Below are 26,207 nucleotides of genomic sequence, written 5' to 3' on the forward strand. Positions count from 1 at the left end.
CCTCAGTCCCGCATTTCGGTCTGGCGTTCGACAGGGTCGATCAGTACGGCTTTCTGCTGGCGCACCAGCAGGTCGAGAATTTCATCCTGACGCTCGCCGAGAATGCCGTTGAAGCTGATGCCGCTGGATTTGGTCGGCGCCAGCATCGACACGCGATACAGCTCGACACTCAAGGGCGAATCGATCGACAGCGGGCCGCTGCCGTTGGCGGCCAGCTCACCGCCGACCACGATCAGCGAAACCTGAGCGTCGAACGGGTCGAGCTTGATGTCGCGGTCGGTGTCGGTCAGGTCCTTGATGTGGCCGTAGACGCCGGTCAGGCCGTTGGCCATGGCGACGTTTTCGTAGAGGCGGATGTTCACGCTGTTACGAATGCGGATGCCGTGGCGCTTGTTACTGATGACCTTGTTGCCCCACAGCAGGTTGTCGGCGGACTCGTAGAGGGTGATGCCGTCGGTGTGGTTCTTGTAGATCTCGTTGTAGGCAATGATGTTGTTGACGCTATTACGGTCGATCACCAGGCCCGAGAGGTGGTTGTCGAAACTCTTGTTGTTGAAGATGAAGCTGTCGTTCACCTCACGGGAAATGATGATCCCGTGCTTCTTCTTCGTGCCGTACACCGTGTTCTCGGCAATGATCAGACCGTGGGAACGGTCGTGGGGGTCGATGCCGTAGACGATGTTGTCCTTGTAGGTGTTGCCCTTGACCACGAAGTCGCGGGTCTCGTAGCAGTAGAAGCCGTACCACATGTCCGAGAACTCGGAGCCGACGATCCAGCCGGTCGGCTCGGGACGCTTGAGCACCTTGGCCATGTTCGGCGTGTACTGGGAAATACTCACGCCGTAGGACTTACTGTTGGCGTAGCCGAAGCTGGCCATCTTGCTGTTGACGATGTAAGTCTCGGTGCCGCCCCAGGCCAGCAGGAACGGGCGGAATTCCTTCGGCGAACGGAACGTTGCCGGGCCGTTTTCCTTCTCGCGCCAGCCGGTGACTTTGGTGTCACGCACGAACAACTGGCCGTCGTTGACCAGGAACGAACCGGCCTCTTGGGACAGGCGCAATTCCTGGGTCTGGCCGTCGATTTCGAGGATGCCTTTGCGGCCGACCACGATCGGCAACTTCGCCAGGTACACGCCCGGCGAGGTTTCACTGAAGTATTGCTTGGGCAGTTTCTGCGCCAGCTCTTTCAGGTTCATGTAACCGTCGTCGACGAAGATCGCCTGCGGGATGCCGTGCTGACGCACCACCCATTCGGCCATCTTGTTGTCGCCGCCGATGAAGTCCTTCAGGGCGTCCTCCTGCATCATCCGGCGCACGCTGATCTTGCCCGGTTTGCTGCGCACGATTTTCGCGGCAGCGGCTTCGGCGGTGAAACCGGAGAGGTCGGGCAGTTTCGGCTTGGCTAGTTCCAGCGCCTCGGTCGGCGCGCTGCTGACGGTGTAGGTCTTGGCCTGTTGCAGCTCTTTCGCCGTGGTCACCGGCTTGGCCGGCTCAACGTTGGCGAAGGCGCTAGCCGAGGCCAGCAGCATCGCGCCGGCCAGCAGGCTGAGTGAGCCTTTGCGGGCACTGTTCATGTCGGGCACTCCCTTGGCGGTCAGCATCAGAAGCGCCAGATCACGTCGATGAACGCGCGGTGCATGTACGAATCGACCTGGCTGCCATAGGCATCACCCGGCTTGAACACGCCGCCACGGAACCGTACCAGGGCCGCAGGTTCGTCGATCGACTGGCTCAGCGCTGCCGGCAGCAGGCCTTGCTTGAAGTACTTGGTGACCACCAGATCCATTTCCTGGCCGAGGTCTTTCTTGCCATCGTCCAGCGGCAGGGAGGTGCTGGAGAGGATTGCGCCGGTGACGTCGTCGGTGTTGTTTTCCACGGCGTTGATGCCGTTGCTGCCGACCGGTTTGTTACCGTCCACACGCCAGAACTTGTGGTAGATCAGGCTGGCGTCGTACTGGTCGTTGAGCATCCAGGAACCGAACAGCGTGGCGGTCTGCATGTTGTTCATTTCGCCCCGGAAGGCTTCGCCGAAACGGTGAACCCGCGAGCGGGTGCCGGTGTAGTTCGAGCGGTTGCTTTCCAGGCCGTTCTGTTCGTAATCGGCGCTGGCGCGGGCATACGCCGCACCGACTTGCCACTGCGGATCGAGGCGCAGACGCACGCCGATGTCGGTGGCCCAGCCGTTGATGTCTTCGCTGCGCTTGGCTTGTGCCGGGCGGCTGCCATCGGCGTTCAGCGGGTTGACCGTGTCGCGGTCGCCACTCATGCCGGTGATGCTGCCCCAGTAGTTGACGGTGTTGGTGTTGCGCCAGTTGTAGGCGTCGCTGTCGGCGGTCAGACCGAGCCAGCTGATGTCGCCGTTCTGGGTCTTGTCGAGCGAGTCGCGGGGTACACCCGGTTCGGCGTAATCGAGTTTGCCGTCATCGTGGGTGTGGTGGCCGCGAATGCCGACCCAGTTGCCCGGCGTCCACTGATAGGAGGCATCGGCGTAGGCGTGCAGGCGATCCTTGTCTTTCGGCGCCAGCTCTTTGAGGTCGGTGCGGTATTCGCTGAAACGTTCGGCGACACCGGCGTTGGCCCGCAGCAGGGTGGTGTCGAAGGTCCAGTTCAGCGCTTCGATGTTGGTGTCGCGCCACTGGCCATCGTCGTTGCGCAGGCGCTGGCGACCGAACTTGAGCATCTCGCCGGGGTAGGGCGTGAAGCCGCTGTAGCCGACCCAGAACTCGCGCATTGCCAGGTAGTTTTTCTTGGTCTTGCGATCACCGCTATCGGTGTTTTCGGCACCGTCGGATTGCTGCAGGGTGTCGGTCTCGATGATGTCGCTCGAGGCGACCGCCTGACCCATGGCGTAGGCGCTCCACGCGCCGCTTTCGCCATAGACCCACGGACGCAGGTCGAGGCCGACGCCGTTGACGTCGCCACCCTTGGCGGTGCCGAGGTCGCGGTCGTCTTCGGACTGGCCGGTGATTTTCACTTCGAGGCCGAAGTTCTTGGTTTCAGTGATCGCGGCCAGTGTCGGGCAAGACCAGATCAGCGCGAACGAGAGGCCAATGCCGGCCTTCACGAATGGATTCAACTTCATAATTTTTCCTCGCCGTCTTCTTCTTGCAGGGCGTGCAGTTGCAGCGTGTTCTGGTTCAGGGCGCCTCGGCTGGCCTGTTCCTGCTGCAACAGACGCTGGGCTTCGGCCAGGCGCTCGGGTGGCAATTGCGCCGCGAGGGTGGTTGCCAGCTCATCGGCTTGCGGGGTGTTTTGCGCCTTGGCCAACTGACTGAACACGTAGGCGTTGAGCGGGTCAGGCTTTGTGCCCTTGCCTTGGGAGAACAGCTGGGCGATGGCAAAGTCGGCGCTGTTCTGGCCGTTGCGCGCAGCGGTCAGCAGATGGTCGAGGGCTTTCTGCGGGTAGACTTTGCCGAGGTAGCCACGGCGATAGATCTGGCCGAGGTAGTAGTCGGCGGCGACTTCGCGGCCGACGGCTTTCTGGAAATGTTCCTCGGCGACTTTCGCGTCGGCCGGCACCAGTTTGCCTTCGTAGTAGAGCTTGCCCAGCAACAGTTCGGCGCGGGGCTGATCGGCGGCGCGGCCGTTGTCCAGGTACTTCATCATCTGGTCGGTGTCGCCGAGTTCCGGGAAGTCGTAGAGCAGTTGCGCCAGCGTCACCCACGACGCCGGGTAGCCCGGAGCGATCGGTTCGAGCAGCGACTGCGCGGTTTTTTCGTCGGTCTTGCCCAGGGTCGAATCGGCGAGCACACGGGCAACGGAATCCACGCGCTGGGCGCTGACGCTGCCACGGCTGTGAGCAGCCTGCAGTTGTTTGATCAGCTCGGCCTGTTGCTCCGGCGCGCCACGTTTCTGATAGACCGTGGCCAGTTCGACGTAGCAGATGTCGGTGGTGTTGAGCGCGGCCTTGCAGATCTTTTCCACCTCATCCAGATGCTGGTCGTAGGTGCCCTGGGTGCGATACAGCAGCACCTGGGCCAGACCGGCTTCCGGGTAGCCGGATTTGCGCCACTGATCGATCTGCTGCTGGGCGTTGATGTTCGGGAAACTGTGCGGGTATTGCAGGTACAGCATCGCGAGCGGGATCAGCGTGTTGCCTTCGCCGTTGGCAGCGGCTTTCTTCAGCAGGGTTTCGGCCTCCTGATGCTCGGCCTCGGTGGCGCCGGGCTTGGCCACCAGCAAGCGACCGAGACGGGCCTGGGCGCGCGGCGAAACATCGGCCGCTGCGCGATAGGTCGCCTCAGCCTGTTTGATCTGCGCGGGGTCACGGCTGTCGACCTGAATGTCGGCAAGGCCCACCTGAGCTTCGCTGTAACCCAGGTCGGCCAGCGCACGGTAGTTCTGCGCGGCGGTCGCGGTGTCACCGCGCTTGAGCGCTTCGTTGGCCAGACGCTGGTCGGGCAGGCCGGCGCAACCGGCCAGGGCGATTGCCATGGCCATGGCCAGGCTCAGTGGGGCCGGCGGGATTCTGATAGGGCTCGTCACAGGCATGTCCTCGACTTAAAGACCGGCAGCCATGGCTTTGTCGATCAGCCAGTTCAGGTTCGGGCCACGGTCGCTGTTCACCTCCACCGGACGGCCGGCGAAGCTGCTGTCCAGCGGCTCGTCAGGCTGGATCTGCACACGGATGTCGGAGGACAGGTCGGCGCTTTTCAGGCTGGTGCTGCTGACGATCTTGCCGGTGCGGGTCTTGTCTTCGCCGGCGATCTGGAAGCTCACCGGGGTGCCGGGACGCACGTCGCCGAACTGGCGATAGGAGAAGCGTGCATCGACGGTGGCCTGGGTGTTGCGCGGCACCAGCGAGAAGATCACGTCACCTTTGCTTGCGTATTGACCGTCAGCCACCAGTTGTTGGGCCACGGTGCAATCGCACGGCGAGGTCAAGGTTCCGGTCATTTGCTTGCCGAACAGTTCTTCAACCTTGGCCGGTTGCAACTGGTCTTCGTCCAGATGGCCCTTGAGCACGTCGAGCATGCTGGTGCTGAACGTCGCTAGCGGTGCGCCCTTGGCGGCGACACCGTCGGACTTCACCAGGCTCTGCACAGTGCCGTCGCGCGGCATGGTGATGTTCATCCCCGGCACGCTGACCAGACCGGCCTGTGCGTGGCTGACGAAGTACATGCTGTACACCGATTTGAAGACGAAACCCGCTGCCACGAGGCCGATCGCGAAGATACCGGCGCTGAAGGTCACGGCTTTCAGGCGACCGAACGGGGTCATGCCGTGGCCGCCGTCCTTGACCTTGCGCGCCTTGGTGAAGTTGTCGCGCTGCAGGGTTGCCAGCACTTCGCCGATGCTGACGATGTCGCCGGCCAGGTGCGAAGTGATCAGGTGGCGCAGGGTGGAAATGTCCTGCGGTTCGAGGTTCTGGAACTGGCAACCGGCGCGACCGGTCTGGCGGTCGTAGGAGCGCACTTGCAGTTCTACGTCCATGGCAATGCCGAGGTTGTCGATGACGAATTGCAGACGTGCCTTGCGCACCTCGCCAAGGGTCAGCGGCAACTGACCGGCATTGAACGCCAGACCACCGGCAGACAGGTCGATGACCCGTGCTTCGACCGGTGTCCGGTCGGGGCCGAAGAACCGCAGCTTGGCCGGGATTTTCACCCTGGCGTGCTGGCGCTGGGCTTCGGATTCATGCACTACGTTGGCGTTGACGGCGGTATTCATAGGGGCGATTTCCTTGTTAATTCAAGAGGGGCGGGTCAGACCATCATCAGCAGCACGGCGACGAAAATGCTGCCGGCGGAGAAGGTCATGGTCCGAGACGACCAGGTGTTGAACCAACGTTGAAAGCTGGCGAGATCACGGGTCAGGGAAGTGGGTTGGCGAGTCCAGGATTGTTGGTCGAGGCGGAAGAACACGTAGATCTTCACCAGCGCGCCGACGATCTGGTTGTAATAGAGAATCACTGGATACGCCGGGCCGATGCGGTGACCGGAGCAGGACAGCAGCAGCGTCAGAATCAGGCGGGTGATGCCGATCCACAGCAGGTACGCGAGGATGAACGCGCCGCCGTATTTGAAGCTGACGATGAGCGCCACGGTCAGGCCGAGCAGCGAGGTCCACATCGATACGCGCTGGTCGAACAGCACCACCGAGGTGAAGGCGCCGAGGCGTTTCACGCCTAGGCCCAGAGCCCGGGAGTTCTGCCGCAGGTTGTTGCCGTACCAGCGGAACATCAGTTTGCGACTGGCCTTGATGAAGCTCTTTTCCGGCGGATGTTCAACGGTGTTGATCGCGGCATCCGGCACGTAGAAGGTGTCGTAGCCCAGGCGCATCAGACTGAACCAGCTCGACTTGTCGTCGCCGGTCAAGAATTTGAAACGGCCCAGACGCCAGTGTTGCAGTGAGTCGCTTTCGACGTCGGCGATGAATTCAGGGTCGGTCACCACAGTGGCGCGGAACACCGACATGCGGCCGGTCATGGTCAGTACGCGCTTGGACAGGGCCATCGAGCACATGTTGATGTGGCGCTGGGCGAAGCGCAGCTTGTGCCATTCGCTCATGATGTAGCCGCCGCGTACTTCGCAGAATTCGTTGGTGGTCAGGCCACCGACGTTGCCGAACAGTTGGAACCACGGCACGGTCTTGCGCACGGTGCCTTCGCCGAGCACGGTGTCGCCATCGATCACGGCGACCACGGCGCGGTCGTCCGGCAGGTGACGGGAGATCGCGCGGAAGCCATAAGCCAGGCCATCGCGCTTGCCGGTGCCGGGAATGCGCACGAAGTCGAGCTTCACTCGCTCTGGCGGATTCATTCGCGCCCACAGCGCCTTGACCAGCAACTCATCGGACATTTCGACGATCGAGCAGACCACGGTGGTCGGCAGTTCGCAGTCGATGGCTTCGCGGATCACCGAGCTGTAGACCTGCGCAGTAGTCAGCGCGTCGATACGGAAACTGGTGACCATCAGGAACACATGCGACGGATCCGCCGCTTTACCCAGCTTGCGAACCTTGCGGCGCAGGTGCGGGTAAACGATGTAGAGGAAAATCATGCCGCGCACAAAGTGTGTGGCACCCATCGAGTAGCGCCAGATACCCACGGCGCCAATCAGGAAAATGAAGTCCTTCGACTCGGAGTCGAACGTGGACGTGGGCAGCATCAGGGCCAGGCCCATCAGCAGGCTCAGAAACAAAAGCCAGCCGGCGGATTGCAGAAAAAAATGTTTGAGCTTGGACATGACCGTCATCCGAAGGTGATGGGGGCTTCAGGCCGCCGCCGATTCACGGCGTGCGGCTTGAAGCTCGAGGCTTGCTGCTGCGTTACCAGCAGATGCCTTCGGTGCGGGTGCCGGCATCGGTGGCCTTGGCCATGAAGCCGACCAGGTCGATGACCTGCTTGCCGTGCGGTGCCTGCTGGGCCAGCGCGCGGAACTTCTCGTCGCGGTTGCCGAGGATGATCACGTCGGAGTTGTCGATCACCGAATCGAAGTCCGCATTGAGCAGGGACGACACGTGGGGGATCTTCGACTCGATGTAGTCCTTGTTCGCGCCGTGGACACGGGCGTACTGGACGTTGCTGTCGTAGATGCTCAAGTCGTAACCCTTGCCGATCAGCATTTCGGCCAGTTCCACCAGCGGACTTTCGCGCAGGTCGTCGGTGCCGGCCTTGAAGCTCAGGCCGAGCAGGGCGACTTTGCGTTTGTCGTGGCTTTCAACGATGTCGAAGGCGTTCTGCACTTGCGATTCGTTGCTGCGCATCAGCGAGTTGAGCAGCGGCGCTTCGACGTCCAGGGAACCGGCGCGGTAGGTCAGGGCGCGCACGTCTTTCGGCAGGCACGAACCGCCGAAGGCGAAGCCCGGGCGCATGTAGTACTGGGACAGGTTGAGGGTCTTGTCCTGGCAGACCACGTCCATCACTTCGCGGCCATCGACGCCCACCGCTTTGGCGATGTTGCCGATCTCGTTGGCGAAGGTCACTTTGGTCGCGTGCCAGACGTTGCAGGTGTACTTGATCATCTCGGCGACGGCGATGTCCTTGCGGATGATCGGTGCGTCGAGTTCTTCGTACAGCGATTGCAGAACGTCGCCCGAAGCCTTGTCGAACTCGCCGATGACGGTCATCGGTGGCAGGTCGTAGTCGGCGATCGCGGTGGATTCACGCAGGAACTCAGGGTTGACCGCCACGCCGAAATCGACGCCGGCCTTCTTGCCGGAGCAGTCTTCGAGGATCGGGATCACCACGTTGGCCACGGTGCCCGGCAGCACGGTGCTGCGCACGACGATGGTGTGACGGGTGGATTTTTCACGCAGGACAAAACCGATCTCGCGGCACACCGCTTCGATGTAGTTCAGTTCCAGGTCGCCGTTCTTCTTGCTCGGCGTGCCGACGCAGATCATCGACAAATCGGTGTCACGAATCGCCTCGGCGAAGTTGGTCGTACCGCGCAGACGACCGGTCTCGATCCCTTGCGCCAGCAACTCGCCCAGGCCCGGTTCGACAATGGGGGATTTGCCCGCGTTGATCATATCGATCTTGTCTTTGGCAACATCGACGCCAACCACGTCATGGCCCCGTGCAGACAGGCAACCGGCACACACTGCGCCGACGTAACCCAAACCAAATATGCTGATGCGCATCGCAATTACCTCTGTATATATCAGGCCGTTAAAGGGCCGGAGTTAATGGTGTTCAGCGGTCTTAGTGCACTCGAAAGTGTGACTTGCAGGCGCCACAATGCCGTGTGCAGGCATACTAAGTTTCGAGTGTCTAAATAAGTGCACTCAAGATGTGCGCAACCAGGCCTTATTGTTGTGACGTGCCCTGTTATGCAGCTGATCCTCTGGCAAGAGGACTCTTGTGCAATCTCGTATTGCGCGCTCGATGTCAGGCGCAGGCCTGTGGATCGGGCGGTTGGGTGCTCAGGCGAGCACGTTTATAAGGGCGCGGCCTTGGCCTTGTAGGGGATATTGATGGTGCGTATCTCCTGTCCTTCGATAGTTGTCCAGAGTTGTTATCCATTCAGGCAAGTTGCTGTGACAACTTGGTTACATGGTTTTGATCTCTGCGTAAGTTATCTCGTACATGTTCGGCGAGAATCGTTACCGGTGGTATGAGCTATGCATTTGGACATAGTTCCAGTCCGCCCATCGCCAAATCTGAAATTTCTTGAAATATTGAGAAAGATGGCACTGCTCTCATATTGATAGCACTTTCGATTTCGCCCTTTATTGATAGGCAGATAATCGCGTTAGATGGTTTTGTGCCACTACCGGTAAAAAATTTACGTGCCACTACTGAAAAAAATGACAACTGTCGAGTGAAAGAAAAGATAGAAATCGAGGCGATGTTTTTATGGCGCCAATAAAGCGGCGAAAAGAGGGGAGGTTTTTTTGACGTCGTGCGAGCTGCACGACTCTCACTATAAAGAGTCGTGCAATGAGCATGCTTTATTCCGGGGCGTGGTCGCGCAGAAACACCAGATTGTCCGGTTTCGACTGTTCGGCACTGTAGCGATAACCCTGAGCATCGAACTGTTTGAGAGCGGCCGGATCGTTGATGCGCTCCTGGATCACGAAGCGACTCATCAGGCCGCGGGCTTTCTTGGCGTAGAAGCTGATGATCTTGTACTGGCCGTTCTTCAGGTCCTTGAACTCGGTGTTGATGATCCGCGCGTTCAGGGCTGAGCGTTTGACCGCCGAGAAGTACTCGTTGGAGGCCAGGTTCAGCAGCACGTCATCGCCCTGATCGGCCAGCGCTTCGTTCAGCCATTCGCTGATGCGCGTGCCCCAGAACGCGTACAAGTCCTTGCCCCGGGCATTGACCAGTTTGGTGCCCATTTCCAGGCGATATGGTTGCATCAGGTCGAGCGGGCGCAGCAGGCCGTAGAGGCCGGAGAGCATGCGCAGGTGCTGTTGCGCGTAATCGAAGTCGGCTTCGTTGAAGCTTTGGGCGTCGAGCCCGGTGTAGACGTCACCCTTGAAGGCCAGCAGCGCCTGCTTGGCGTTCTCGGGGGTGAACGCTGGTGTCCAGCTGCCGAAACGCGCGGCGTTGAGGCCGCCGATCTTGTCGGAGACGTGCATCAGTTCGCTGATCTGAGCGGGCGTCAGCTCGCGCAATTGCTGGATCAGCTCCTGGGAATGGTCGAGGTATTGCGGCTGGGTAAAGCGCTGGGTCGCCGGCGGTGTTTCGTAATCGAGAGTCTTGGCGGGGGAAATCACCATCAGCATGAAGTCGTCTCCTTTAATCGTGGGGGCGATTCTAGGGGGTTGAGGCGGATGACTCCAGCTATCAGGTCCATAGGTGATCGGCGGTTTGCGGGCCGGATCGGCTATAGTGCCGCGCGGGTTTTGTTATGGAGACACCCCTTTGCGCATTGTTCTTTTATTCACCGTGTGGCTGTTGAGCTTCGGGGCTGTTGCGGCGCCGGGCGATATCGCCACGCTCGATCGCAGCACCTGGCCGGAGAAACTCGACAACCCGACCCTGTTCGACGTCGCCTCGCGGGCGGAAATCCTGATGTTTGCCCGGGGCCTGCTGGGCAGCGAGTCGCTGGATGAGGCCGCGCTGGCCCAGCGTCTGGGGCTGCGCACGGTCAATCTGGAGGCGATCAACAGCCTGCGTGAGCGTCTGTGGCAGCGGCTGCTCGCCAATTACAACTTCGCCCAACAGAGCTGCGATCAGGACGCCTCGTTCTGCTTCCTCGTCGAAGACCTGCCGACCCTGCGCGAGCAGGCGACCAAGTTCGTGGTCAGCGATGAAAGCTATTACACCCAGTGGGCCGAGCCGAGCCGGATCTTCCATCTGCAGTACCTGGACGAACTGATGCGCAAGGCGGCGCTGTCGCCGCAGACCACCAGCGAAGTCGATCATTTCGGCGACTACGAGCGCAACGGCGACGAGATGCACGACCGGTTGTTCCTGCTCAGTTTCGACAGCGCTGCGAACCTGCAGCCGGATAACACCGACTGGATCGCCGACTACCTGCGCAAATCCAGTCTGAGCGGCACCTTCTTTTTGCTGGGCAAGGATGTGCAGGCGCGGCTGGCTGATCGCTCGGTGAACAACCTGCAATCGGAATTCTCGAAACTCTGCGTGGGCGTGCAGGGCTGGGAGTTCCGCTCCCACAGCCACTGGCAGGACTGGCAGGACTCGGTGCGCCGCAGCAGCGATCTGGTGAAGAACAAGCTGCCGGAGAACTACGTGCCGCTGTTCCGTCCTCCGGATGGCCAGCGCCGCAGTGATGCCGGCGGTTTCTTCCGCAATCAGGGTCTGCAAGTGGCACTGTGGGACATCGATGCCCAGGACGGCGCCGGCAAGCTCAAGGGCAATCCGAGCGCGCAGCGGGTGCTGACCCTGATGCTGTTGTGGCGCCACGGGGTGATCAATTTCAACATGAAGCAGGATGCGGTGAAGACGGCGTTGCCGTGGCTGATCACACAAACCGCGCAAAGCGGCATCGGCTGGGAAGACTGTCAGGACGCTTTTCGCTGACAAGCGGCGAGAGCCCGGAAACATTGGGCTTGGGGTGAATTTTTTGCAAAATTCGATGCAGGCGGACTTCCGACTCTAACGGGGGGCGGGCGGTCCGCCAAGGGCTTTTCGTCACTTTGCAAAATAAACTTCAAAAAAGCGTCAAAGTGCTTTTTTCTGTCACGGGTTTTGGAGTATTACGAAGTCAGACCGCCGAAACCTGCAACACAGGTGGCGTCTTCCAAGACCCATTTTGTGTGCGGTTCACCTGCTATCCCGACAAAAGCTGTGCAGGTGGATTCGGCAGTCACTTCGAGGCGCAGCACCGTCCAGGTATTGCGTCGAATGGCTCCCACAAAGGTGACCGAGTATGGATGATCACGGACGTAGCCCTTCCTCCAACCAGCCAATCCTTTATGTACTCGATACCAACGTACTGATTCACGATCCAAACGCCCTGCTGAATTTCGAAGAACACCACGTCGCGATCCCGATGACCGTGCTTGAAGAGCTGGACAAGCTCAAGAGTGGGCATCACAGCGTGGCCGCCGAATGCCGCCAGGCCATCCGGCTGATCGACAAGACGCTGGGCGATGCCTCGCCCGAAGACGTCGAGCAAGGGGTGCCGATCCAGCGCGGAAAGAGCGGGCCGAAGGGGTTGCTGTCAATTCTGATGAGCAAACAGGCGGAGTCGAACCTGATTCTGCCCGAGCACCTGAACGACAACAAAATCATCAACCAGTTGATCGATCTGCACACCCGCGATCCGAAGAAACCGGTGGTGCTGGTCACCAAAGACATCAACATGCGCCTCAAGGCGCGCGCCTGCGGGATTGCGGCCGAGGACTACAGCACCGACCAACTGGTCGACGACGTGTCCCTGCTGCCCAACGGCTATCACAACATGACCGGCTCCTTCTGGGACCGCGTGAGCAAGGTCGAAACCCGTCAGGACCATGGCCGCACCTGGCACCAGGTGCAATTGATCGACAACCTGCCGGCCGTGCACATCAACGAGTTCATCATCGATGAGCAGGGGTTCGTCGGCTGGATCAAGGAGATTGAAGAAGACCGGCTGCTGATTCTCGACCTGCACCAGGAACCGCTGCTGCACCAGGAAGCCTGGGGCCTCAAGCCGCGTGACATCTATCAGAGCCTGGCGCTGTACGCCTTGCTCGACCCTGACATTCACCTGGTCAACCTGTCCGGCGCCGCCGGTTCCGGTAAAACTATTCTGGCGCTGGCCGCTGCGATCGAGCAGACCATGGTCAGCAAGCGCTATCGCCGCATCATCGCCACCCGCAGCGTGCAGGGCCTGGACCAGGAAATCGGCTTCCTGCCCGGCACCGAAGCGGAAAAAATGGAGCCCTGGCTGGGCGCCATCACCGACAACCTCGAAGCCTTGCACATGGATGACGAAAACACCCATGGCAGCGTCGACTACATCCTCAGCAAAGTGCCGTTGCAGTTCAAATCGCTCAACTACATTCGCGGTCGCAGCTTCCAGCAGAGCCTGATCCTGATCGACGAATGCCAGAACCTCACGCCGCACCAGATGAAAACCATCATCACCCGGGCCGGCGCCGGTTCCAAAGTGGTGTGCCTGGGCAACCTGGCACAGATCGACACCCCTTACCTGTCCGCGACCAGTTCCGGGCTGACCTACCTGACCGAACGTTTCAAAGACTTCCCCAACGGTGTGCACATCACCCTGCAAGGGGTGCCGCGTTCGATTCTGGCCGAATACGCCGAATCGCATCTGTAACCCTTACAAAGGAACCGGGCGACTGCAAAGTCGCCCGGTTTTTTATGTGCGGAAATTTGACCCGCAGGTTTACAATCGGTGCTCCTGATCAGGAGTAATCCCGTGCTGACTCATCTCGATTCCCAAGGTCGCGCCAACATGGTCGACGTCACCGAAAAAGCCGTGACGTTCCGCGAGGCGACGGCCCAAGCGCTGGTGCGCATGCTGCCCGACACCCTGCAGATGATCGTCAGTGGCGGCCATCCCAAGGGCGACGTGTTCGCCGTGGCGCGCATTGCCGGCATTCAGGCGGCGAAGAAAACCAGTGACCTGATTCCCCTGTGCCATCCGCTGATGCTGACCGGCGTCAAGGTCGAACTCAGCGCCGAAGGTGACGACGCCGTGCGCATCGTGGCTCGCTGCAAACTTTCCGGGCAGACCGGTGTCGAGATGGAAGCGCTGACCGCCGCCAGCGTCGCCGCGCTGACGATCTATGACATGTGCAAAGCTGTGGATCGCGGCATGACCATCGAAAGCGTGCGTCTGCTGGAGAAAGTCGGTGGCAAGAGCGGGCATTTCCAGGCGGAGCAGCCATGAACCTGACCGTGAAGTTTTTTGCCCGTTACCGTGAGGCGCTGGGCGTGGATTCGGTGAAGGTCGAGGGCGATTTCGCAACGGTCGACGATGTGCGCGCATTGCTCGCCAAGCGTGACGGCGCCGAGGTGTTGAGCGAACAGAATCTGATGTGCGCGCGCAACGAAGACCTTTGCCAGCTCGACGAGCCGGTGGTCGATGGCGACGAAGTGGCGTTTTTCCCCACCGTGACCGGAGGCTGAGACATGGCGATTCGTGTGCAGTCCACCGCGTTCGATCCCGGCGCTGAAGTCAACGCGATGCACGCGGCCAATGTCGGCGTCGGCGCGGTGGTGAGTTTTGTCGGCTACGTGCGCGACTTCAACGATGGGCTCGATGTTGCCGGAATGTTCCTCGAACACTATCCGGGCATGACCGAAAAGGCCTTGGGCAAGATCGCCCTCGAGGCCGAACAGCGCTGGCCGCTGTTGAAGCTGGAAGTGCTGCACCGTATCGGCGCGCTGGAGCCGGGCGAACCGATCGTGTTTGTCGGCGCCGCCAGTGCCCATCGTCAGGCGGCATTCGACGCCTGCGCCTTCGTCATGGATTACCTGAAAACCCGCGCGCCGTTCTGGAAGAAAGAGAACACCAGCGACGGCCCGCGCTGGGTCGAAGGTCGTGACAGCGATCATGCAGCGGCGGATCGCTGGAAGCAGTAAATCCTCTCCTCAATCAATCTCCCCTCGACTCCCGACCATCGGCTGACGCCGATGGCGTTTGTCCAATTGACGGCTTGTACGTAAAAGTCCAGTATGGATTTACAAGTACAAATAAAGCTTTTCCCTGTTTCAGCTCTTTCTTCTGTCTTGCCAAACCAACAACAACCCGCGAGAGAACGAACATGAAGAAACTCCCCCTCATCACCGGTCTGGCGCTGAGCCTGTTGGCGTGCAGCAGCGTGTTTGCTGCCGAGAAAACCCTGCGCATCGGAATCGAAGCGGCGTACCCGCCCTTCGCCTCAAAGACCGACCAGGGTGAAATCGTCGGTTTCGACTACGACATCGGCAATGCCTTGTGCGCGCAGATGCAGGTCAAGTGTGTGTGGGTCGAGGGCGAGTTCGACGGTCTGATTCCTTCCCTGAAAGTGAAGAAAATCGACATGGCGCTGTCGTCCATGACCATCAACGAAGACCGCAAGAAGTCCGTGGACTTCACCCACAAGTACTATTTCACCTCGTCGCGGCTGGTGATGAAGGAAGGCGCGACCGTCGATGACCAGTACGCCAGCCTCAAGGGCAAGACCGTCGGCGTGCAGCGTGCGACCACCACCGATCGCTACGCCACCGAGGTGTTCGAGCCCAAGGGCATCAACGTCAAGCGCTATGGCAACAACGAAGAAATCTACATGGACCTGGCGGCAGGGCGTCTCGACGCGATTTTCGCCGACACCATTCCACTGACCGACTTCCTGTCGATGCCGCGCGGCAAGGGTTACGCGTTTGTCGGGCCGGAACTGAAGGATCCGAAGTACGTGGGCGAGGGTGCCGGGATCGCGGTGCGCAAGGGCAACACCGAACTGGTCAGCCAGTTGAATACCGCCATCGACGGCATTCGTGCCAGTGGCGAGTACCAGAAGATTTCCGAGAAGTACTTCAAGTCGGACATCTACGGCGACTGATGTTGAAAACCGTGCAGCCTTCGCAGGCTGCACGGTTTCAGCCCTTCAATTCCTTCAAATGCTTGTACACCGTCGCCCGCCCCATGTTCAGCACATTGGCCACATAGTTCGAGGCACTCTTGCCCTTGAACGCCCCCTCGGCGTGCAGCGCCAGTACCAGCTCACGTTTGTGGTCGCGGGTCAGCAGATTCAGGCTCAGTTGCCGCTCGCGCAGCCAGGCGTGAAGGAAAGTGTTGATGCGCTCCTGCCAGTCATCGCGAAACAGTGAGTCCGGTTGCGGGATCAGCTTGCTCGGCGAGAGGAAAAGATCCAGCGCAGCCTTGGCATTCTCGAACAGCGAAATATTCAGATTGATGCACAGTACCGCCAGCGGATGCCCTTCGCTGTCGCGCAGCACAGTGCTCAGGCTGCGAATCTTTTGTCCGTCCCAATTGAGCTTTTCGTACGGGCCGATGTTCCGTTCGCTGACGTCTTCGCTGAGCATGTCTTCCAGCGAAGATTCATCGCCGATCACCCGTTTCGACAGGTTGTTGGCGATGTAGTCGACCTTCTGCGTGCGCAGGTCATGCAACACCACTTCGGCGTGGGGAAAGAACAGGGTGGCGATGGCGTCGGCGATGGCGTGGTAGTTATCCAGCGCGGCGTCATTCGGCTCGGGAGATTGTTCGGGGGCGGTCATAACTGTGGAGCTCCAGGCAACGTCAACGCCCCCGTGGTCCGGGGGCGTTGCGAGTGTGCCGCAATCCGTTGGGCGCGTCATCCGGGGGCGGTCAGGCCAGGCGGGCGGGGGAGAGCATGGCGGCGTTCAGGCCGAACTGCTTGAGGTGCTCGGGCAGTGACTCACCGCGCACCAGCGCCGCGCTGGCCTGGCCCATCGCCGGCGAAGTCTGGATGCCGTAACCGCCCTGGGCCGCGACCCAGAACAGTCCCGGCACCTGCGGATCGAATCCGGACAGCAAATCCCCATCGGCGACGAAGCTGCGCAGGCCGGCCCAGGTGCGGGTCGGGCGGCGGATGGTCAGGGTCGTCGCTTCTTCGATCTGGTAGATGCCCATGGCGATGTCCAGTTCTTCCGGCTGCACGTCGTGCGGCTCGACCGGGTCGGCGTTGGCCGGGGAGCCGAGGAACATGCCGGCATCGGGCTTCATGTAGAACGATTCGTCGAGGCTGACCAGCATCGGCCAGTGGTGAATGTCCACGCCTTCGGGGCCGGCGAAGATGAACGCGGCACGGCGTTTTGGTTGCAGGCCCAGCGGCCGGGCGCCGGCCAGGGCACCGATCTTGTCGGCCCAGGCGCCTGCCGCGTTGATCACGATGGGCGCGCTGAAGGTCTGGCCGTTGGTCTGCACTTGCCAGACGCCGTCGGCATCACGGCTCAGCCCGAGCACTTCGCAATCGGTCAGGATTTGCCCGTTGTTGCGACGGATACCACGCAGATAGCCTTGGTGCAGAGCGTCGGTGTCGATGTCGCTGGCGGTCGGGTCGTAGATCGCACCGTGGACTTTTTCCCGGCGCAGGATCGGCAGCCGCACGCACGCTTCTTCCGCGCTGAGCAGTTGCATCTCCGGCACCGTGGCCTTGGCGCTGAGGTATTGATTGTTCAGCTCGGCGGCGTCACCGGTGAAATCCACAGTCATTTCGCCACGCGGGGTCAGTAGCGGGTGCTCACAGAACCCGCTCGGCGGATGGTCGAAAAAATCACGGCTGGCCTGGGTCAATGCCCGCACTTGCGGGTTGCCGTAAGCGGCGGAGTAGAGCGCGGCCGAGCGCCCGGTGGAGTGATAGGCCGGGTGCGACTCGCGCTCCAGCACCACGACCTTGCCATGTTGCGACAGCCAGAAACCGGTGGAAGCGCCGGCAATCCCGCCGCCGATGATGATGAAATCTGCATGACTCATGAAAATCTCCGGTGTCAGCGCTGCAATTGATAGACGGCGTTGGCCAGGGCGATGTCTTCCAGGCCCAGACCGATGGAGCGGAAGAACACGTGACGGTCGTAACCCGGGCGCTGCACTTTTTCGCTGAGCAGATCCGCGAGGTCACCGATGATCGCGCTGTTGTCCCAGCCATGTTGTTCGCTGGCGATCAGCATCTCGCCGGCCGAACCCGGCGTGGTCAGACGATAGTCGCAGAACACCTGCATGTCGTTGAGGCTCCGCGGCGGCACTTCGTGGGCGCGTGGTGCATTGGTGCTGATCGAGGTGATCAGCGCCGGTTTGTTCAAGGTTGCCGGGTCGATCACAGGTCCTGCGGACGAGGTGCAGAGCATGATCACATCGGCCTCGGCGATGGCGGCTTCGCGGCTGTCGGCGATGCTCACCCGTGGATCGAGGGTTTGCAGCAGGCTGGCGGTTGCCGGGTCTTCGCTCAAGGTGGGCGAGTACACGCGGATGCTCTGCCATTCGCGCAACGTCTTGACGTAATGCAGGTGCGCCTGGGCGACCTTGCCGCTGCCGATGATCGCCAGGCGCGAGGCTTTCAAAGGGGCGAGGGCGTCGACGGCGACTGCTGTGGTTGCCGCCGTGCGGGCAGTGGTCAGTTCACCGGCATCGCAGAGCAGCAGCGGCTGGCCGGTCTGCATCGACATCAGCAGGGTCCACGCCGTCACCAGCGGGCCTTGTTCGCGAACGATGTACGGCGAGGTCTTGACCCCGTACACGCCGTCTTCGGCCAGCACGCCCAGATAGTTGATGAAGTCTCCGGCGCCCTGGGGGAATTCCACCAGTTGCTGCGCCGGTTGCACCGCATGCCCGGCCGCCAGATCGCGGAACAGCTTGCGCAGGATCTGCGGCACATCGATCCGGGCCAGAAGCTCACGGGCCTGGGTTTGGTCGATCACGTAAGGCGTACTGGACATGTCGGACTCCGGAGGCTGTATATAAACTAATTTGTCCATTATGGACTTTTAGTTTTATTGAACAATATCCGGGCAAAAAAAAAGCGCAGTCCGTTGCCGGCTGCGCTTCTCTTTATGGCGTCGCTTACTGTGGACGCTTGCGCTCAACCGCCCGCAATAGATGCGTCGGTGGTGTTTCACAGCTGATCTTGCGACCCAGTTTTTCTTCGATGGACGGCAACTGATAGGAGTCGTCTTCACCGGCAAAGCTGATCGACACGCCATCGGCGCCGGCCCGACCGGTACGGCCGATGCGGTGCACGTAGTCGTCCGGGACTTCCGGCAGGGTGAAGTTGATCACGTGGCTGATGCCGTCGATGTGGATACCGCGACCGGCCACGTCGGTGGCGACCAGTACGCGAATCTTGCCTTCGCGGAAGCCTTCCAGCGTCTTGATCCGCTTGTGCTGCGGCACGTCGCCGGACAACTGAGCGGCGTTGATGCCGTCACGCACCAGGCGTTCTTCGATGCGCCGCACTTCATCCTTGCGGTTGGCGAACACGATGACCCGCTCCCAGCCGTTGTCGTTGACCAGGTTGAAGAGCAGTTTGTATTTGTCGGCACCGGCCACCGCGTAGATGTGCTGTTCGACGTTTTCGTTGGCCACGTTGGTGACTTCGATTTCGACGATGGCAGGGTCGGTGGTCCACTGTTTGGCGAGATTCATCACGTCTTCGGTGAAGGTCGCGGAGAACAGCAGGGTCTGGCGTTCACTTTTCGGCGGGGTCTGGCGAATGATCTGACGCACTTGCGGGATGAAACCCATGTCGAGCATGCGGTCGGCTTCGTCCAGCACCATCACTTCGACCATGTCCAAGTGCACATCGCCACGCTGGTTGAAGTCGAGCAGACGGCCCGGGGTGGCGACAAGGATGTCACAGTGGCGGGCTTCGAGGTGCTTGAGCTGCTTGTCGAAGTCCATGCCGCCGACGAACGTCATGACGTTGAGGCCGGTGTACTTGGTCAGGTCGGCAGCGTCCTTGGCGATCTGCACTACCAGTTCACGGGTCGGTGCGATGATCAGTGCCCGTGGCTCGCCCATATAGCGCTCTTTCGGCGGCGGGGTCTGCAACAGCTGGGTGATGATCGAGATCAGGAACGCGGCCGTCTTGCCGGTACCGGTCTGGGCGCGGCCGATGGCGTCTTTGCCGGCGAGGGTGAAACCCAGCACCTGCGCCTGGATCGGCGTGCAATACGGGAAACCCAGGTCCTGGATGGCGTGCATCAGTTCCGGGGCGAGTTTGAAATCGTGGAAACGGGTCTTGCCTTCCTGTGGCTCGACGACGAAATCTTCGAGTTTCCAGGGAATGACCGGCGCCTTGGGCTTCGGTTCGCGGCGTGGTTTGGCCGGTTTGGGTGTTTCGCTGCGGGCGCTTTCTGGAGCGGGAGCTGAAACAGCAGCGGGTGCCGGTTCGCGTTTCGGTGTGGCTACGGGAGCCTGGCGGTCCGCCGGTTTGGCATCGCTGCGATGACCGGGGGCGTGCGACGGCGCACTGGGAGCTGGCGCGAGCTGCTCAGCCTCGCTTTTTCCGAACATCTTTTTGAGTGCTTTGAGCACGGTCATCTCATCAATTGGTTAAGGAATGTACGCCGGCCAGTGTAATGCAAGAAACGGGCGCGGCGTAGTGGGATGATCAAAGGGGCCCGACCACTGGAAAATCGAGCCCCGAACGATCAGCGCAGGCGTTCGCTCAGCCACACGCCGATGTCGCGAATTTCTTCGGGTAACACTTCGTGCTCCATTGGGTATTCCTGCCATGTCACGGTGACACCATGGGCCTTGAGATACTCATACGCCGTGCGGCCCATGGAGTTCTGCACCACGTTGTCGAACTGGCCGTGCAGCGCCAGCACCGGAATCCGTTGCTGGCTGGCGGACAACTCCAGTTCGTCGCTGAACGTCGGCGCGTAGGTCGACAACGCCAACACGCCGCCCAACGGCCCCTGCCATTTCAGATACGCGGTGTGATAGACCACGGCGCCGCCCTGGGAAAATCCGGCAAGGAAAATCCGCGAAGCGTCTATTCCGCTGGCGCGCTGTTGTTCGATCAATTCGATGACGTGATCGGCGGACGCTTCCAGCTCATCGCGGTCGATGGCACGAGCCGGGCTCATCGCCTTGATGTCGTACCAGCTCGGCATGGCATAACCGCCATTTATTGTCACCGGGCGGGTCGGTGCCTGGGGCAAAACGAAGCGCGTGCTCAGCAGGCTTTCCTGCAAGGCCTCGGCCACCGGCAGAAAGTCATAGCGGTCGGCGCCGAGGCCGTGCAGCCAGATCACGCAGGCGTCGGCTGCCTTAACAGGCTGAAGAATCAAGGGCTCGGTCATGGCTGCTCCAAAAATGTGCGGGCGCTCTCATTAAGTGCGTGATTGGGGGGCGCGCCCGGTTGATCCGTTAAGAAGATGTCGCAAGGCTACAAGTTTTGCTATTGACCTGTCGCTCAATCGCTTCAGCGAGCGGTGTGGTACGGGCTTTGCTATGAGGTAGTCGTGCAATCGATCTCGCGCCTGGCGGTAACACTATCAGTGAACGCCCGGCGACGGGATAGCAAAGAATCCGGTGATGGATGTTCGCCAATGGCCGCAATGGGCTTCGCGAACGTGAAAGGGCTACAGCCCGTTCGGCCGACTGGTGAGAAGTGAGTTGTCCATGATGTGGATTTTCTCCTACTAGACTCATAGCGAAGGTCCTGCGTCGGTTGACCCCATAAAAAGCCAACACGGGTCAACAACGCCTCAAAAGGGTGCGACTGGACTCAAGCTCCGACACAACAAGAGCAAAACTGGAGGTTTGAATGAAGATGTTGAAATCCACTCTGGCGGTCGTGACTGCTGCAGCAGTCCTCGGCGTCAGCGGGTTCGCTCAGGCGGGTGCAACCCTGGATGCGGTACAGAAGAAAGGTTTCGTGCAGTGTGGCGTCAGCGACGGTCTGCCGGGCTTCTCCGTACCGGATTCGACCGGCAAGATCCTCGGCATCGACGCCGACGTCTGCCGTGCCGTGGCCGCTGCCGTGTTCGGCGATGCGACCAAGGTCAAGTTCAGTCAGTTGAACGCCAAGGAGCGTTTCACCGCGCTGCAGTCCGGCGAGATCGACATCCTGTCGCGCAACACCACCATGACCAGCTCCCGTGACGCGGGCATGGGCCTGAAATTCCCTGGCTTCATCACTTACTACGACGGCGTGGGCTTCCTGGCCAACAACAAGCTGGGCGTGAAAAGTGCCAAGGAACTCGACGGCGCGACCATCTGCATTCAAGCCGGTACCACCACCGAGCTGAACGTCTCCGACTACTTCCGCGCCAACGGCCTGAAGTACACCCCGATCACTTTCGACACCTCCGATGAAAGCGCCAAGTCGCTGGAATCCGGTCGTTGCGACGTGCTGACCTCCGACAAGTCCCAACTGTTCGCCCAGCGCAGCAAGCTGGCCTCGCCGAAGGACTACGTGGTTCTGCCGGAAACCATTTCCAAGGAACCTCTGGGCCCGGTCGTGCGTAACGGCGACGACGAGTGGCTGGCCATCGTTCGTTGGGTCGGCTACGCGCTGCTCAACGCTGAAGAAGCCGGCATCACTTCGAAAAACGTACTCGAAGAAGCCAAGTCCACCAAGAACCCGGACGTTGCCCGTCTGCTGGGTGGCGACGGCGAGTACGGCAAGGATCTGAAACTGCCGAAGGACTGGGTCGTCAAAATCGTTTCCCAGGTAGGTAACTACGGCGAAATCTTCGAGAAAAACCTCGGCAAGAGCACTCCGCTGGAAATCGACCGTGGCCTGAACGCGCTGTGGAACAACGGCGGCATTCAGTACGCACCACCAGTGCGCTAATGGTTCTATCACCCGGCGGGCCAACCGCCGGGTGATGTTCTGTTCCATTTCTTGCGGGGCACTTCATGCAAAATTCAATCGGCGCACCAAAGCAGAGGTTCAGCCTCAGCGATCCACGTGTGCGTGCGTGGCTATTCCAGATCATCACCGTTGTGGCGGTGGTCGCCATGGGCTGGTATCTGTTCGACAACACCCAGACCAACCTTCAGCACCGGGGCATCACGTCCGGGTTCAGCTTTCTGGAGCGCAGTGCCGGGTTCGGCATCGCTCAACACCTTATCTCCTATACCGAAGCGGACAGCTATGCCCGCGTGTTCGTGATCGGCCTGCTCAACACCTTGCTGGTGACCTTCATCGGCGTGATCCTGGCGACCCTGCTGGGCTTCATCATCGGTGTGGCGCGGCTGTCGCCGAACTGGATCATCAGCAAGCTGGCGACCGTGTATGTGGAAGTCTTCCGCAACATTCCGCCGCTGCTGCAAATCCTGTTCTGGTATTTCGCGGTGTTCCTGACCATGCCGGGGCCGCGCAACAGCCATAACTTCGGCGACACGTTCTTCGTCAGCAGCCGTGGCCTGAACATGCCGGCCGCGCAGATGGCCGACGGCTTCTGGGCGTTCGTGGTCAGTGTCGTGGTGGCGATCGTCGGCATCGTGCTGATGAGCCGCTGGGCCAACAAGCGTTTCGAGGAAACCGGCGAGCCGTTCCACAAGTTCTGGGTCGGCCTGGGAATCCTGCTGGTCATCCCGACGCTGTGTGCGCTGATCTTCGGCGCGCCGCTGCATTGGGAAATGCCGAAGCTGCAAGGCTTCAACTTCGTCGGCGGCTGGGTGCTGATCCCGGAACTGCTGGCCCTGACTCTGGCCCTGACCGTGTACACCGCGGCGTTCATCGCAGAGATCGTGCGTTCGGGGATCAAGTCGGTCAGCCATGGCCAGACCGAAGCGGCCCGCTCGCTCGGCCTGCGCAACGGTCCGACCCTGCGCAAGGTGATCATTCCGCAAGCGCTGCGCGTGATCATTCCGCCGCTGACCAGCCAATACCTGAACCTGGCGAAGAACTCCTCGCTGGCGGCCGGTATCGGTTACCCGGAAATGGTTTCGCTGTTCGCCGGCACCGTGCTGAACCAGACCGGTCAGGCGATCGAAGTCATTGCCATCACCATGAGCGTGTACCTGGCGATCAGTATCAGCATTTCCCTGCTGATGAACTGGTACAACAAGCGCATTGCGCTGATCGAGCGGTAAGGAATAGCGCATGAGTACTCATACTTTCAAACCCGACATGCCACCGCCGGCCAAGGTCTTCGGCCCGATGGCGTGGATCCGCGCGAACATGTTCTCCAGCTGGCTCAACACCCTGCTGACCCTGTTTGCGTTCTACCTGATCTACCTGGTGATTCCGCCGTTGCTCAGCTGGGCGATCTTCGATGCCAACTGGGTCGGCACTACCCGCGCCGATTGCACCAAGGCGGGCGCTTGCTGGGTGTTCATCGAACAGCGTTTCGGTCAGTTCATGTACGGCTACTACCCGGCGGATCTGCGCTGGCGCGTGGACCTGACCGTGTGGCTGGCGGTCATCGGTGTGGCACCGCTGTTCATCAAGCGCGTGCCGCGTAAAGCGGTATACGGGCTGAGCTTCCTGGTGGTGTATCCGATTGTTGCCTGGTGCCTGCTGCATGGCGGCGTGTTCGGCCTGAGCGCCGTTGCCACCAGTCAGTGGGGCGGCCTGATGCTGACCCTGGTGATCGCCACCGTCGGCATCGCCGGCGCGTTGCCGCTGGGGATCATGCTGGCGCTGGGACGACGTTCGAACATGCCGGCCATTCGTGTGGTCTGCGTGACGTTCATCGAGTTCTGGCGCGGCGTGCCGCTGATCACCGTGCTGTTCATGTCTTCGGTGATGCTGCCGCTGTTCCTGCCTGAAGGCATGAACTTCGACAAGCTGCTGCGGGCACTGATCGGCGTGATCCTGTTCCAGTCGGCCTACGTCGCCGAAGTGGTGCGCGGTGGTCTGCAAGCGATCCCCAAAGGTCAGTACGAAGCCGCTGCCGCGATGGGCCTCGGTTACTGGCGCGCCATGGGCCTGGTGATTCTGCCGCAAGCCCTGAAGCTGGTGATTCCCGGCATCGTCAACACCTTCATCGCGCTGTTCAAGGACACCAGCCTTGTGATCATCATCGGCCTCTTTGACCTGCTCAACAGCGTCAAACAAGCCGCTGCCGATCCGAAATGGCTGGGCATGGCCACCGAAGGCTACGTGTTCGCCGCCCTGGTGTTCTGGATTTTCTGTTTTGGTATGTCGCGCTATTCCATGCATCTGGAACGCAAGCTCGACACTGGCCACAAGCGTTAGGAGTTTTTTCGATGAGCGAAGCAATCAAAAAGCCAGTGGGCCCTGAAGGCATCATTCAGATGCAGGGCGTGAACAAGTGGTACGGCCAGTTCCACGTGCTGAAAGACATCAACCTCAACGTCAAGCAGGGCGAACGTATCGTGCTGTGCGGCCCGTCGGGCTCCGGCAAATCCACTACCATCCGCTGCCTGAACCGTCTGGAAGAACACCAGCAGGGCCGCATCGTGGTCGATGGCGTCGAGCTGACCAACGACCTCAAGCAGATCGAAGCGATCCGTCGTGAAGTCGGCATGGTGTTCCAGCACTTCAACCTGTTCCCGCACCTGACCATTTTGCAGAACTGCACTCTGGCGCCGATGTGGGTGCGCAAGATGCCCAAGCGCAAGGCCGAGGAAATCGCCATGCATTACCTGGAACGCGTACGCATTCCGGAGCAGGCGCACAAGTTTCCGGGGCAACTGTCCGGCGGTCAGCAACAGCGTGTGGCGATTGCCCGCGCGCTGTGCATGAAACCGAAAATCATGCTGTTCGACGAACCGACCTCGGCGCTCGATCCGGAGATGGTGAAGGAGGTTCTCGACACCATGATCGGCCTGGCCGAAGACGGCATGACCATGCTCTGCGTGACCCACGAAATGGGCTTCGCCCGTACCGTGGCCAACCGCGTAATCTTCATGGACAAAGGCGAAATCGTCGAGCAGGCGGCACCGAACGACTTCTTCGACAATCCGCAGAATGAGCGGACGAAGTTGTTCCTGAGTCAGATTCTGCATTGATATCTGATGGGTAAAACAAACCCGGCCTTGTGCCGGGTTTGTTTTTTGGGGATCAGGACACGGTGAGGGTTTCGTGTTCTTTGTGCTCGGTATACTTGAAGGCGTTCCTCAGATCCGCCCCTTCACCCAAGGCTTTCGCATCGGCGAGCAAGTGCGGATAGCGATCGAGCAGGCGCATCAGCAGCATCAACGCCTTCGGCGGAAGCACTTCGCCGCGCTCATAGCGGGAAAATGCGTTGTGTCCGCCACCAGACAGCAGTTGCACCGTTTCTTTTTGCGTCAGGTGCAATTTGCGCCGGATGCGCTTCATCTCGTTACCGATCATTTGTCGGGCAGCAATCACCAGATCATCACCGGCTTGCGTGTAGCGTTCTGCACTATCGGTATCGGCGTCCCACTCGACCTCACCGCATTTGCGGCATTCCCAGCCAGCAAGGTCATCGATACGACGTTCCATGCCTTTGACACTGATGGTTTCGCCGCGGCCCTCGAAATGTGTCATTCCCTCACGTGCACCGCAGCTGAAACATTGCTGGGTCTTCATTGGTTTTTCTCCTTGAAGGAGATTACCGGTGGGCCACCTTCGGGGCGGTATGTCACCTTGATGTAAATCTCCAGATCGTGTGAGTGCGTGTGATAAACGTCTTGCCAGACTCGATGATCGTCATAGGTGGTCATCGACTTGTACAACATCCTGTTCTGCAGTTCGAAAACGATTTCTTGCATCTCTATGATGCTGAAGCCGAGATCCAGTCCGGTTTTTTCTGCGCTCTTGGTGAATGCCTGTCTTCCCCGTCGCCTGACCTCAGCCTTGATCACCACCAAGTCGTAATGGGGTGTGTTCTTTTCCATAAGAAACCAAAACCCTGTCCCTGAAATTACCCTTAAAGGGTAATTTTGACCAATCGAAAATCCCGCTTCATTTGCCTCCTAATC

24 protein-coding genes are annotated in these 26,207 nt (G+C 60.3%); 10 read left to right on the plus strand and 14 right to left on the minus strand.

Features of this window, described 5'->3' with window-relative positions; all coding sequences use genetic code 11:
- Positions 1–2: 2 nt before the first annotated feature.
- The 7 genes from algG to yaaA form a co-directional block, all read right to left on the minus strand.
- On the minus strand, positions 3–1,574 hold the full coding sequence (algG, locus tag AC07VV_RS27885) for a mannuronan 5-epimerase AlgG (protein ID WP_495038086.1): 1,572 nt from the start codon (positions 1,572–1,574) through the stop codon (positions 3–5).
- 26 nt (positions 1,575–1,600) lie between these two features.
- Complete coding sequence (locus tag AC07VV_RS27890) at positions 1,601–3,082, minus strand: alginate export family protein (protein WP_495038087.1); 1,482 nt, start codon at positions 3,080–3,082, stop codon at positions 1,601–1,603.
- Positions 3,079–4,491 carry an alginate biosynthesis TPR repeat lipoprotein AlgK gene (gene algK, locus AC07VV_RS27895; RefSeq protein WP_495038088.1) on the minus strand — a complete coding sequence of 471 codons (1,413 nt, stop codon included), beginning with the start codon at positions 4,489–4,491 and terminating at the stop codon, positions 3,079–3,081. Before algK ends, AC07VV_RS27890 begins: the two co-directional genes overlap by 4 nt.
- A gap of 9 nt (positions 4,492–4,500) precedes the next feature.
- On the minus strand, positions 4,501–5,670 hold the full coding sequence (locus tag AC07VV_RS27900; RefSeq protein WP_495038089.1) for a PilZ domain-containing protein: 1,170 nt from the start codon (positions 5,668–5,670) through the stop codon (positions 4,501–4,503).
- A 35-nt stretch (positions 5,671–5,705) separates the two neighbouring features.
- Positions 5,706–7,187 carry a mannuronan synthase gene (gene alg8, locus AC07VV_RS27905; RefSeq protein ID WP_495038090.1) on the minus strand — a complete coding sequence of 494 codons (1,482 nt, stop codon included), beginning with the start codon at positions 7,185–7,187 and terminating at the stop codon, positions 5,706–5,708.
- An 82-nt stretch (positions 7,188–7,269) separates the two neighbouring features.
- Entirely contained in the window at positions 7,270–8,586 is a 1,317-nt protein-coding gene (locus AC07VV_RS27910) for a nucleotide sugar dehydrogenase (protein WP_096819160.1), read from the minus strand.
- Between the two features lie 810 nt (positions 8,587–9,396).
- Positions 9,397–10,176 (minus strand): peroxide stress protein YaaA, encoded by a 780-nt coding sequence (gene yaaA / locus AC07VV_RS27915; protein WP_495038091.1) that lies wholly within the window; start codon positions 10,174–10,176, stop codon positions 9,397–9,399.
- 139 nt (positions 10,177–10,315) lie between these two features.
- Between yaaA and AC07VV_RS27920 the strand changes: the two genes are divergently transcribed.
- The 6 genes from AC07VV_RS27920 to AC07VV_RS27945 all read left to right on the plus strand — a co-directional run bounded on the left by AC07VV_RS27920 (position 10,316) and on the right by AC07VV_RS27945 (position 15,414).
- Entirely contained in the window at positions 10,316–11,440 is a 1,125-nt protein-coding gene (locus AC07VV_RS27920; protein WP_495038092.1) for a polysaccharide deacetylase family protein, read from the plus strand.
- A 349-nt stretch (positions 11,441–11,789) separates the two neighbouring features.
- Positions 11,790–13,184, plus strand: a complete 1,395-nt coding sequence (locus tag AC07VV_RS27925; protein WP_096819166.1) for a PhoH family protein — start codon at positions 11,790–11,792, stop codon at positions 13,182–13,184.
- 102 nt (positions 13,185–13,286) lie between these two features.
- On the plus strand, positions 13,287–13,760 hold the full coding sequence (gene moaC, locus AC07VV_RS27930) for a cyclic pyranopterin monophosphate synthase MoaC (RefSeq protein WP_007957321.1): 474 nt from the start codon (positions 13,287–13,289) through the stop codon (positions 13,758–13,760).
- The gene (gene moaD, locus AC07VV_RS27935) at positions 13,757–13,999 is read left to right on the plus strand and encodes a molybdopterin converting factor subunit 1 (protein ID WP_096819168.1); all 243 of its coding nucleotides are present in this window, start codon (positions 13,757–13,759) and stop codon (positions 13,997–13,999) included. The genes moaC and moaD overlap by 4 nt, the downstream gene beginning before the upstream one ends.
- 3 nt (positions 14,000–14,002) lie before the next feature.
- Positions 14,003–14,455: a molybdopterin synthase catalytic subunit MoaE gene (gene moaE / locus AC07VV_RS27940; protein WP_219095795.1), complete on the plus strand. Its 453-nt coding sequence runs from the start codon at positions 14,003–14,005 to the stop codon at positions 14,453–14,455.
- A gap of 182 nt (positions 14,456–14,637) precedes the next feature.
- Complete coding sequence (locus AC07VV_RS27945) at positions 14,638–15,414, plus strand: ABC transporter substrate-binding protein (RefSeq protein WP_085711691.1); 777 nt, start codon at positions 14,638–14,640, stop codon at positions 15,412–15,414.
- 37 nt (positions 15,415–15,451) lie between these two features.
- Here the strand turns inward: AC07VV_RS27945 and AC07VV_RS27950 are convergent, their stop codons facing one another.
- From AC07VV_RS27950 to AC07VV_RS27970, 5 genes are all read right to left on the minus strand, one after another.
- Entirely contained in the window at positions 15,452–16,093 is a 642-nt protein-coding gene (locus AC07VV_RS27950; RefSeq protein ID WP_495038093.1) for a helix-turn-helix transcriptional regulator, read from the minus strand.
- A gap of 91 nt (positions 16,094–16,184) precedes the next feature.
- Entirely contained in the window at positions 16,185–17,312 is a 1,128-nt protein-coding gene (locus AC07VV_RS27955; protein ID WP_495038094.1) for an NAD(P)/FAD-dependent oxidoreductase, read from the minus strand.
- Positions 17,313–17,326: 14 nt separating this feature from the next.
- The gene (locus tag AC07VV_RS27960; protein WP_495038095.1) at positions 17,327–18,271 is read right to left on the minus strand and encodes an ornithine cyclodeaminase family protein; all 945 of its coding nucleotides are present in this window, start codon (positions 18,269–18,271) and stop codon (positions 17,327–17,329) included.
- Positions 18,272–18,395: 124 nt separating this feature from the next.
- Positions 18,396–19,874, minus strand: coding sequence for an ATP-dependent RNA helicase RhlB (gene rhlB, locus AC07VV_RS27965; protein ID WP_096819178.1), 1,479 nt, complete (start codon positions 19,872–19,874; stop codon positions 18,396–18,398).
- A 110-nt stretch (positions 19,875–19,984) separates the two neighbouring features.
- Positions 19,985–20,641 carry an alpha/beta hydrolase gene (locus AC07VV_RS27970; RefSeq protein ID WP_495038096.1) on the minus strand — a complete coding sequence of 219 codons (657 nt, stop codon included), beginning with the start codon at positions 20,639–20,641 and terminating at the stop codon, positions 19,985–19,987.
- A gap of 467 nt (positions 20,642–21,108) precedes the next feature.
- On the opposite strand from AC07VV_RS27970, the gene AC07VV_RS27975 reads away from it, so the two are divergent.
- From AC07VV_RS27975 to AC07VV_RS27990, 4 genes are all read left to right on the plus strand, one after another.
- On the plus strand, positions 21,109–22,140 hold the full coding sequence (locus tag AC07VV_RS27975; RefSeq protein ID WP_096819182.1) for an amino acid ABC transporter substrate-binding protein: 1,032 nt from the start codon (positions 21,109–21,111) through the stop codon (positions 22,138–22,140).
- Between the two features lie 65 nt (positions 22,141–22,205).
- On the plus strand, positions 22,206–23,387 hold the full coding sequence (locus AC07VV_RS27980) for an amino acid ABC transporter permease (protein ID WP_102619510.1): 1,182 nt from the start codon (positions 22,206–22,208) through the stop codon (positions 23,385–23,387).
- A 10-nt stretch (positions 23,388–23,397) separates the two neighbouring features.
- Positions 23,398–24,495: an amino acid ABC transporter permease gene (locus AC07VV_RS27985; protein ID WP_096819186.1), complete on the plus strand. Its 1,098-nt coding sequence runs from the start codon at positions 23,398–23,400 to the stop codon at positions 24,493–24,495.
- An 11-nt stretch (positions 24,496–24,506) separates the two neighbouring features.
- Positions 24,507–25,271: an amino acid ABC transporter ATP-binding protein gene (locus AC07VV_RS27990; protein WP_008080191.1), complete on the plus strand. Its 765-nt coding sequence runs from the start codon at positions 24,507–24,509 to the stop codon at positions 25,269–25,271.
- A gap of 52 nt (positions 25,272–25,323) precedes the next feature.
- Here AC07VV_RS27990 and AC07VV_RS27995 read toward each other — a convergent pair whose 3' ends face one another.
- Positions 25,324–25,815: a type II TA system antitoxin MqsA family protein gene (locus AC07VV_RS27995; RefSeq protein ID WP_495038097.1), complete on the minus strand. Its 492-nt coding sequence runs from the start codon at positions 25,813–25,815 to the stop codon at positions 25,324–25,326.
- Positions 25,812–26,123, minus strand: a complete 312-nt coding sequence (locus tag AC07VV_RS28000) for a type II toxin-antitoxin system MqsR family toxin (RefSeq protein WP_074691191.1) — start codon at positions 26,121–26,123, stop codon at positions 25,812–25,814. Before AC07VV_RS28000 ends, AC07VV_RS27995 begins: the two co-directional genes overlap by 4 nt.
- Positions 26,124–26,207 lie beyond the last annotated feature (84 nt).

It is taken from the genome of Pseudomonas sp. GW821-FHT02C04, assembly GCF_059421845.1.

What these genes read in the sequence shown, in the direction of transcription:
- algG (WP_495038086.1), bottom strand. Translation starts at nt 1,574, where the DNA reads ATGAACAGTGCCCGCAAAGGCTCACTCAGCCTGCTGGCCGGCGCGATG.
- AC07VV_RS27890 (WP_495038087.1), bottom strand. Translation starts at nt 3,082, where the DNA reads ATGAAGTTGAATCCATTCGTGAAGGCCGGCATTGGCCTCTCGTTCGCG.
- algK (WP_495038088.1), bottom strand. Translation starts at nt 4,491, where the DNA reads ATGCCTGTGACGAGCCCTATCAGAATCCCGCCGGCCCCACTGAGCCTG.
- AC07VV_RS27900 (WP_495038089.1), bottom strand. Translation starts at nt 5,670, where the DNA reads ATGAATACCGCCGTCAACGCCAACGTAGTGCATGAATCCGAAGCCCAG.
- alg8 (WP_495038090.1), bottom strand. Translation starts at nt 7,187, where the DNA reads ATGTCCAAGCTCAAACATTTTTTTCTGCAATCCGCCGGCTGGCTTTTG.
- AC07VV_RS27910 (WP_096819160.1), bottom strand. Translation starts at nt 8,586, where the DNA reads ATGCGCATCAGCATATTTGGTTTGGGTTACGTCGGCGCAGTGTGTGCC.
- yaaA (WP_495038091.1), bottom strand. Translation starts at nt 10,176, where the DNA reads ATGCTGATGGTGATTTCCCCCGCCAAGACTCTCGATTACGAAACACCG.
- AC07VV_RS27925 (WP_096819166.1), top strand. Translation starts at nt 11,790, where the DNA reads ATGGATGATCACGGACGTAGCCCTTCCTCCAACCAGCCAATCCTTTAT.
- moaD (WP_096819168.1), top strand. Translation starts at nt 13,757, where the DNA reads ATGAACCTGACCGTGAAGTTTTTTGCCCGTTACCGTGAGGCGCTGGGC.
- moaE (WP_219095795.1), top strand. Translation starts at nt 14,003, where the DNA reads ATGGCGATTCGTGTGCAGTCCACCGCGTTCGATCCCGGCGCTGAAGTC.
- AC07VV_RS27945 (WP_085711691.1), top strand. Translation starts at nt 14,638, where the DNA reads ATGAAGAAACTCCCCCTCATCACCGGTCTGGCGCTGAGCCTGTTGGCG.
- AC07VV_RS27950 (WP_495038093.1), bottom strand. Translation starts at nt 16,093, where the DNA reads ATGACCGCCCCCGAACAATCTCCCGAGCCGAATGACGCCGCGCTGGAT.
- AC07VV_RS27955 (WP_495038094.1), bottom strand. Translation starts at nt 17,312, where the DNA reads ATGAGTCATGCAGATTTCATCATCATCGGCGGCGGGATTGCCGGCGCT.
- AC07VV_RS27960 (WP_495038095.1), bottom strand. Translation starts at nt 18,271, where the DNA reads ATGTCCAGTACGCCTTACGTGATCGACCAAACCCAGGCCCGTGAGCTT.
- rhlB (WP_096819178.1), bottom strand. Translation starts at nt 19,874, where the DNA reads ATGACCGTGCTCAAAGCACTCAAAAAGATGTTCGGAAAAAGCGAGGCT.
- AC07VV_RS27970 (WP_495038096.1), bottom strand. Translation starts at nt 20,641, where the DNA reads ATGACCGAGCCCTTGATTCTTCAGCCTGTTAAGGCAGCCGACGCCTGC.
- AC07VV_RS27975 (WP_096819182.1), top strand. Translation starts at nt 21,109, where the DNA reads ATGAAGATGTTGAAATCCACTCTGGCGGTCGTGACTGCTGCAGCAGTC.
- AC07VV_RS27980 (WP_102619510.1), top strand. Translation starts at nt 22,206, where the DNA reads ATGCAAAATTCAATCGGCGCACCAAAGCAGAGGTTCAGCCTCAGCGAT.
- AC07VV_RS27985 (WP_096819186.1), top strand. Translation starts at nt 23,398, where the DNA reads ATGAGTACTCATACTTTCAAACCCGACATGCCACCGCCGGCCAAGGTC.
- AC07VV_RS27990 (WP_008080191.1), top strand. Translation starts at nt 24,507, where the DNA reads ATGAGCGAAGCAATCAAAAAGCCAGTGGGCCCTGAAGGCATCATTCAG.
- AC07VV_RS27995 (WP_495038097.1), bottom strand. Translation starts at nt 25,815, where the DNA reads ATGAAGACCCAGCAATGTTTCAGCTGCGGTGCACGTGAGGGAATGACA.
- AC07VV_RS28000 (WP_074691191.1), bottom strand. Translation starts at nt 26,123, where the DNA reads ATGGAAAAGAACACACCCCATTACGACTTGGTGGTGATCAAGGCTGAG.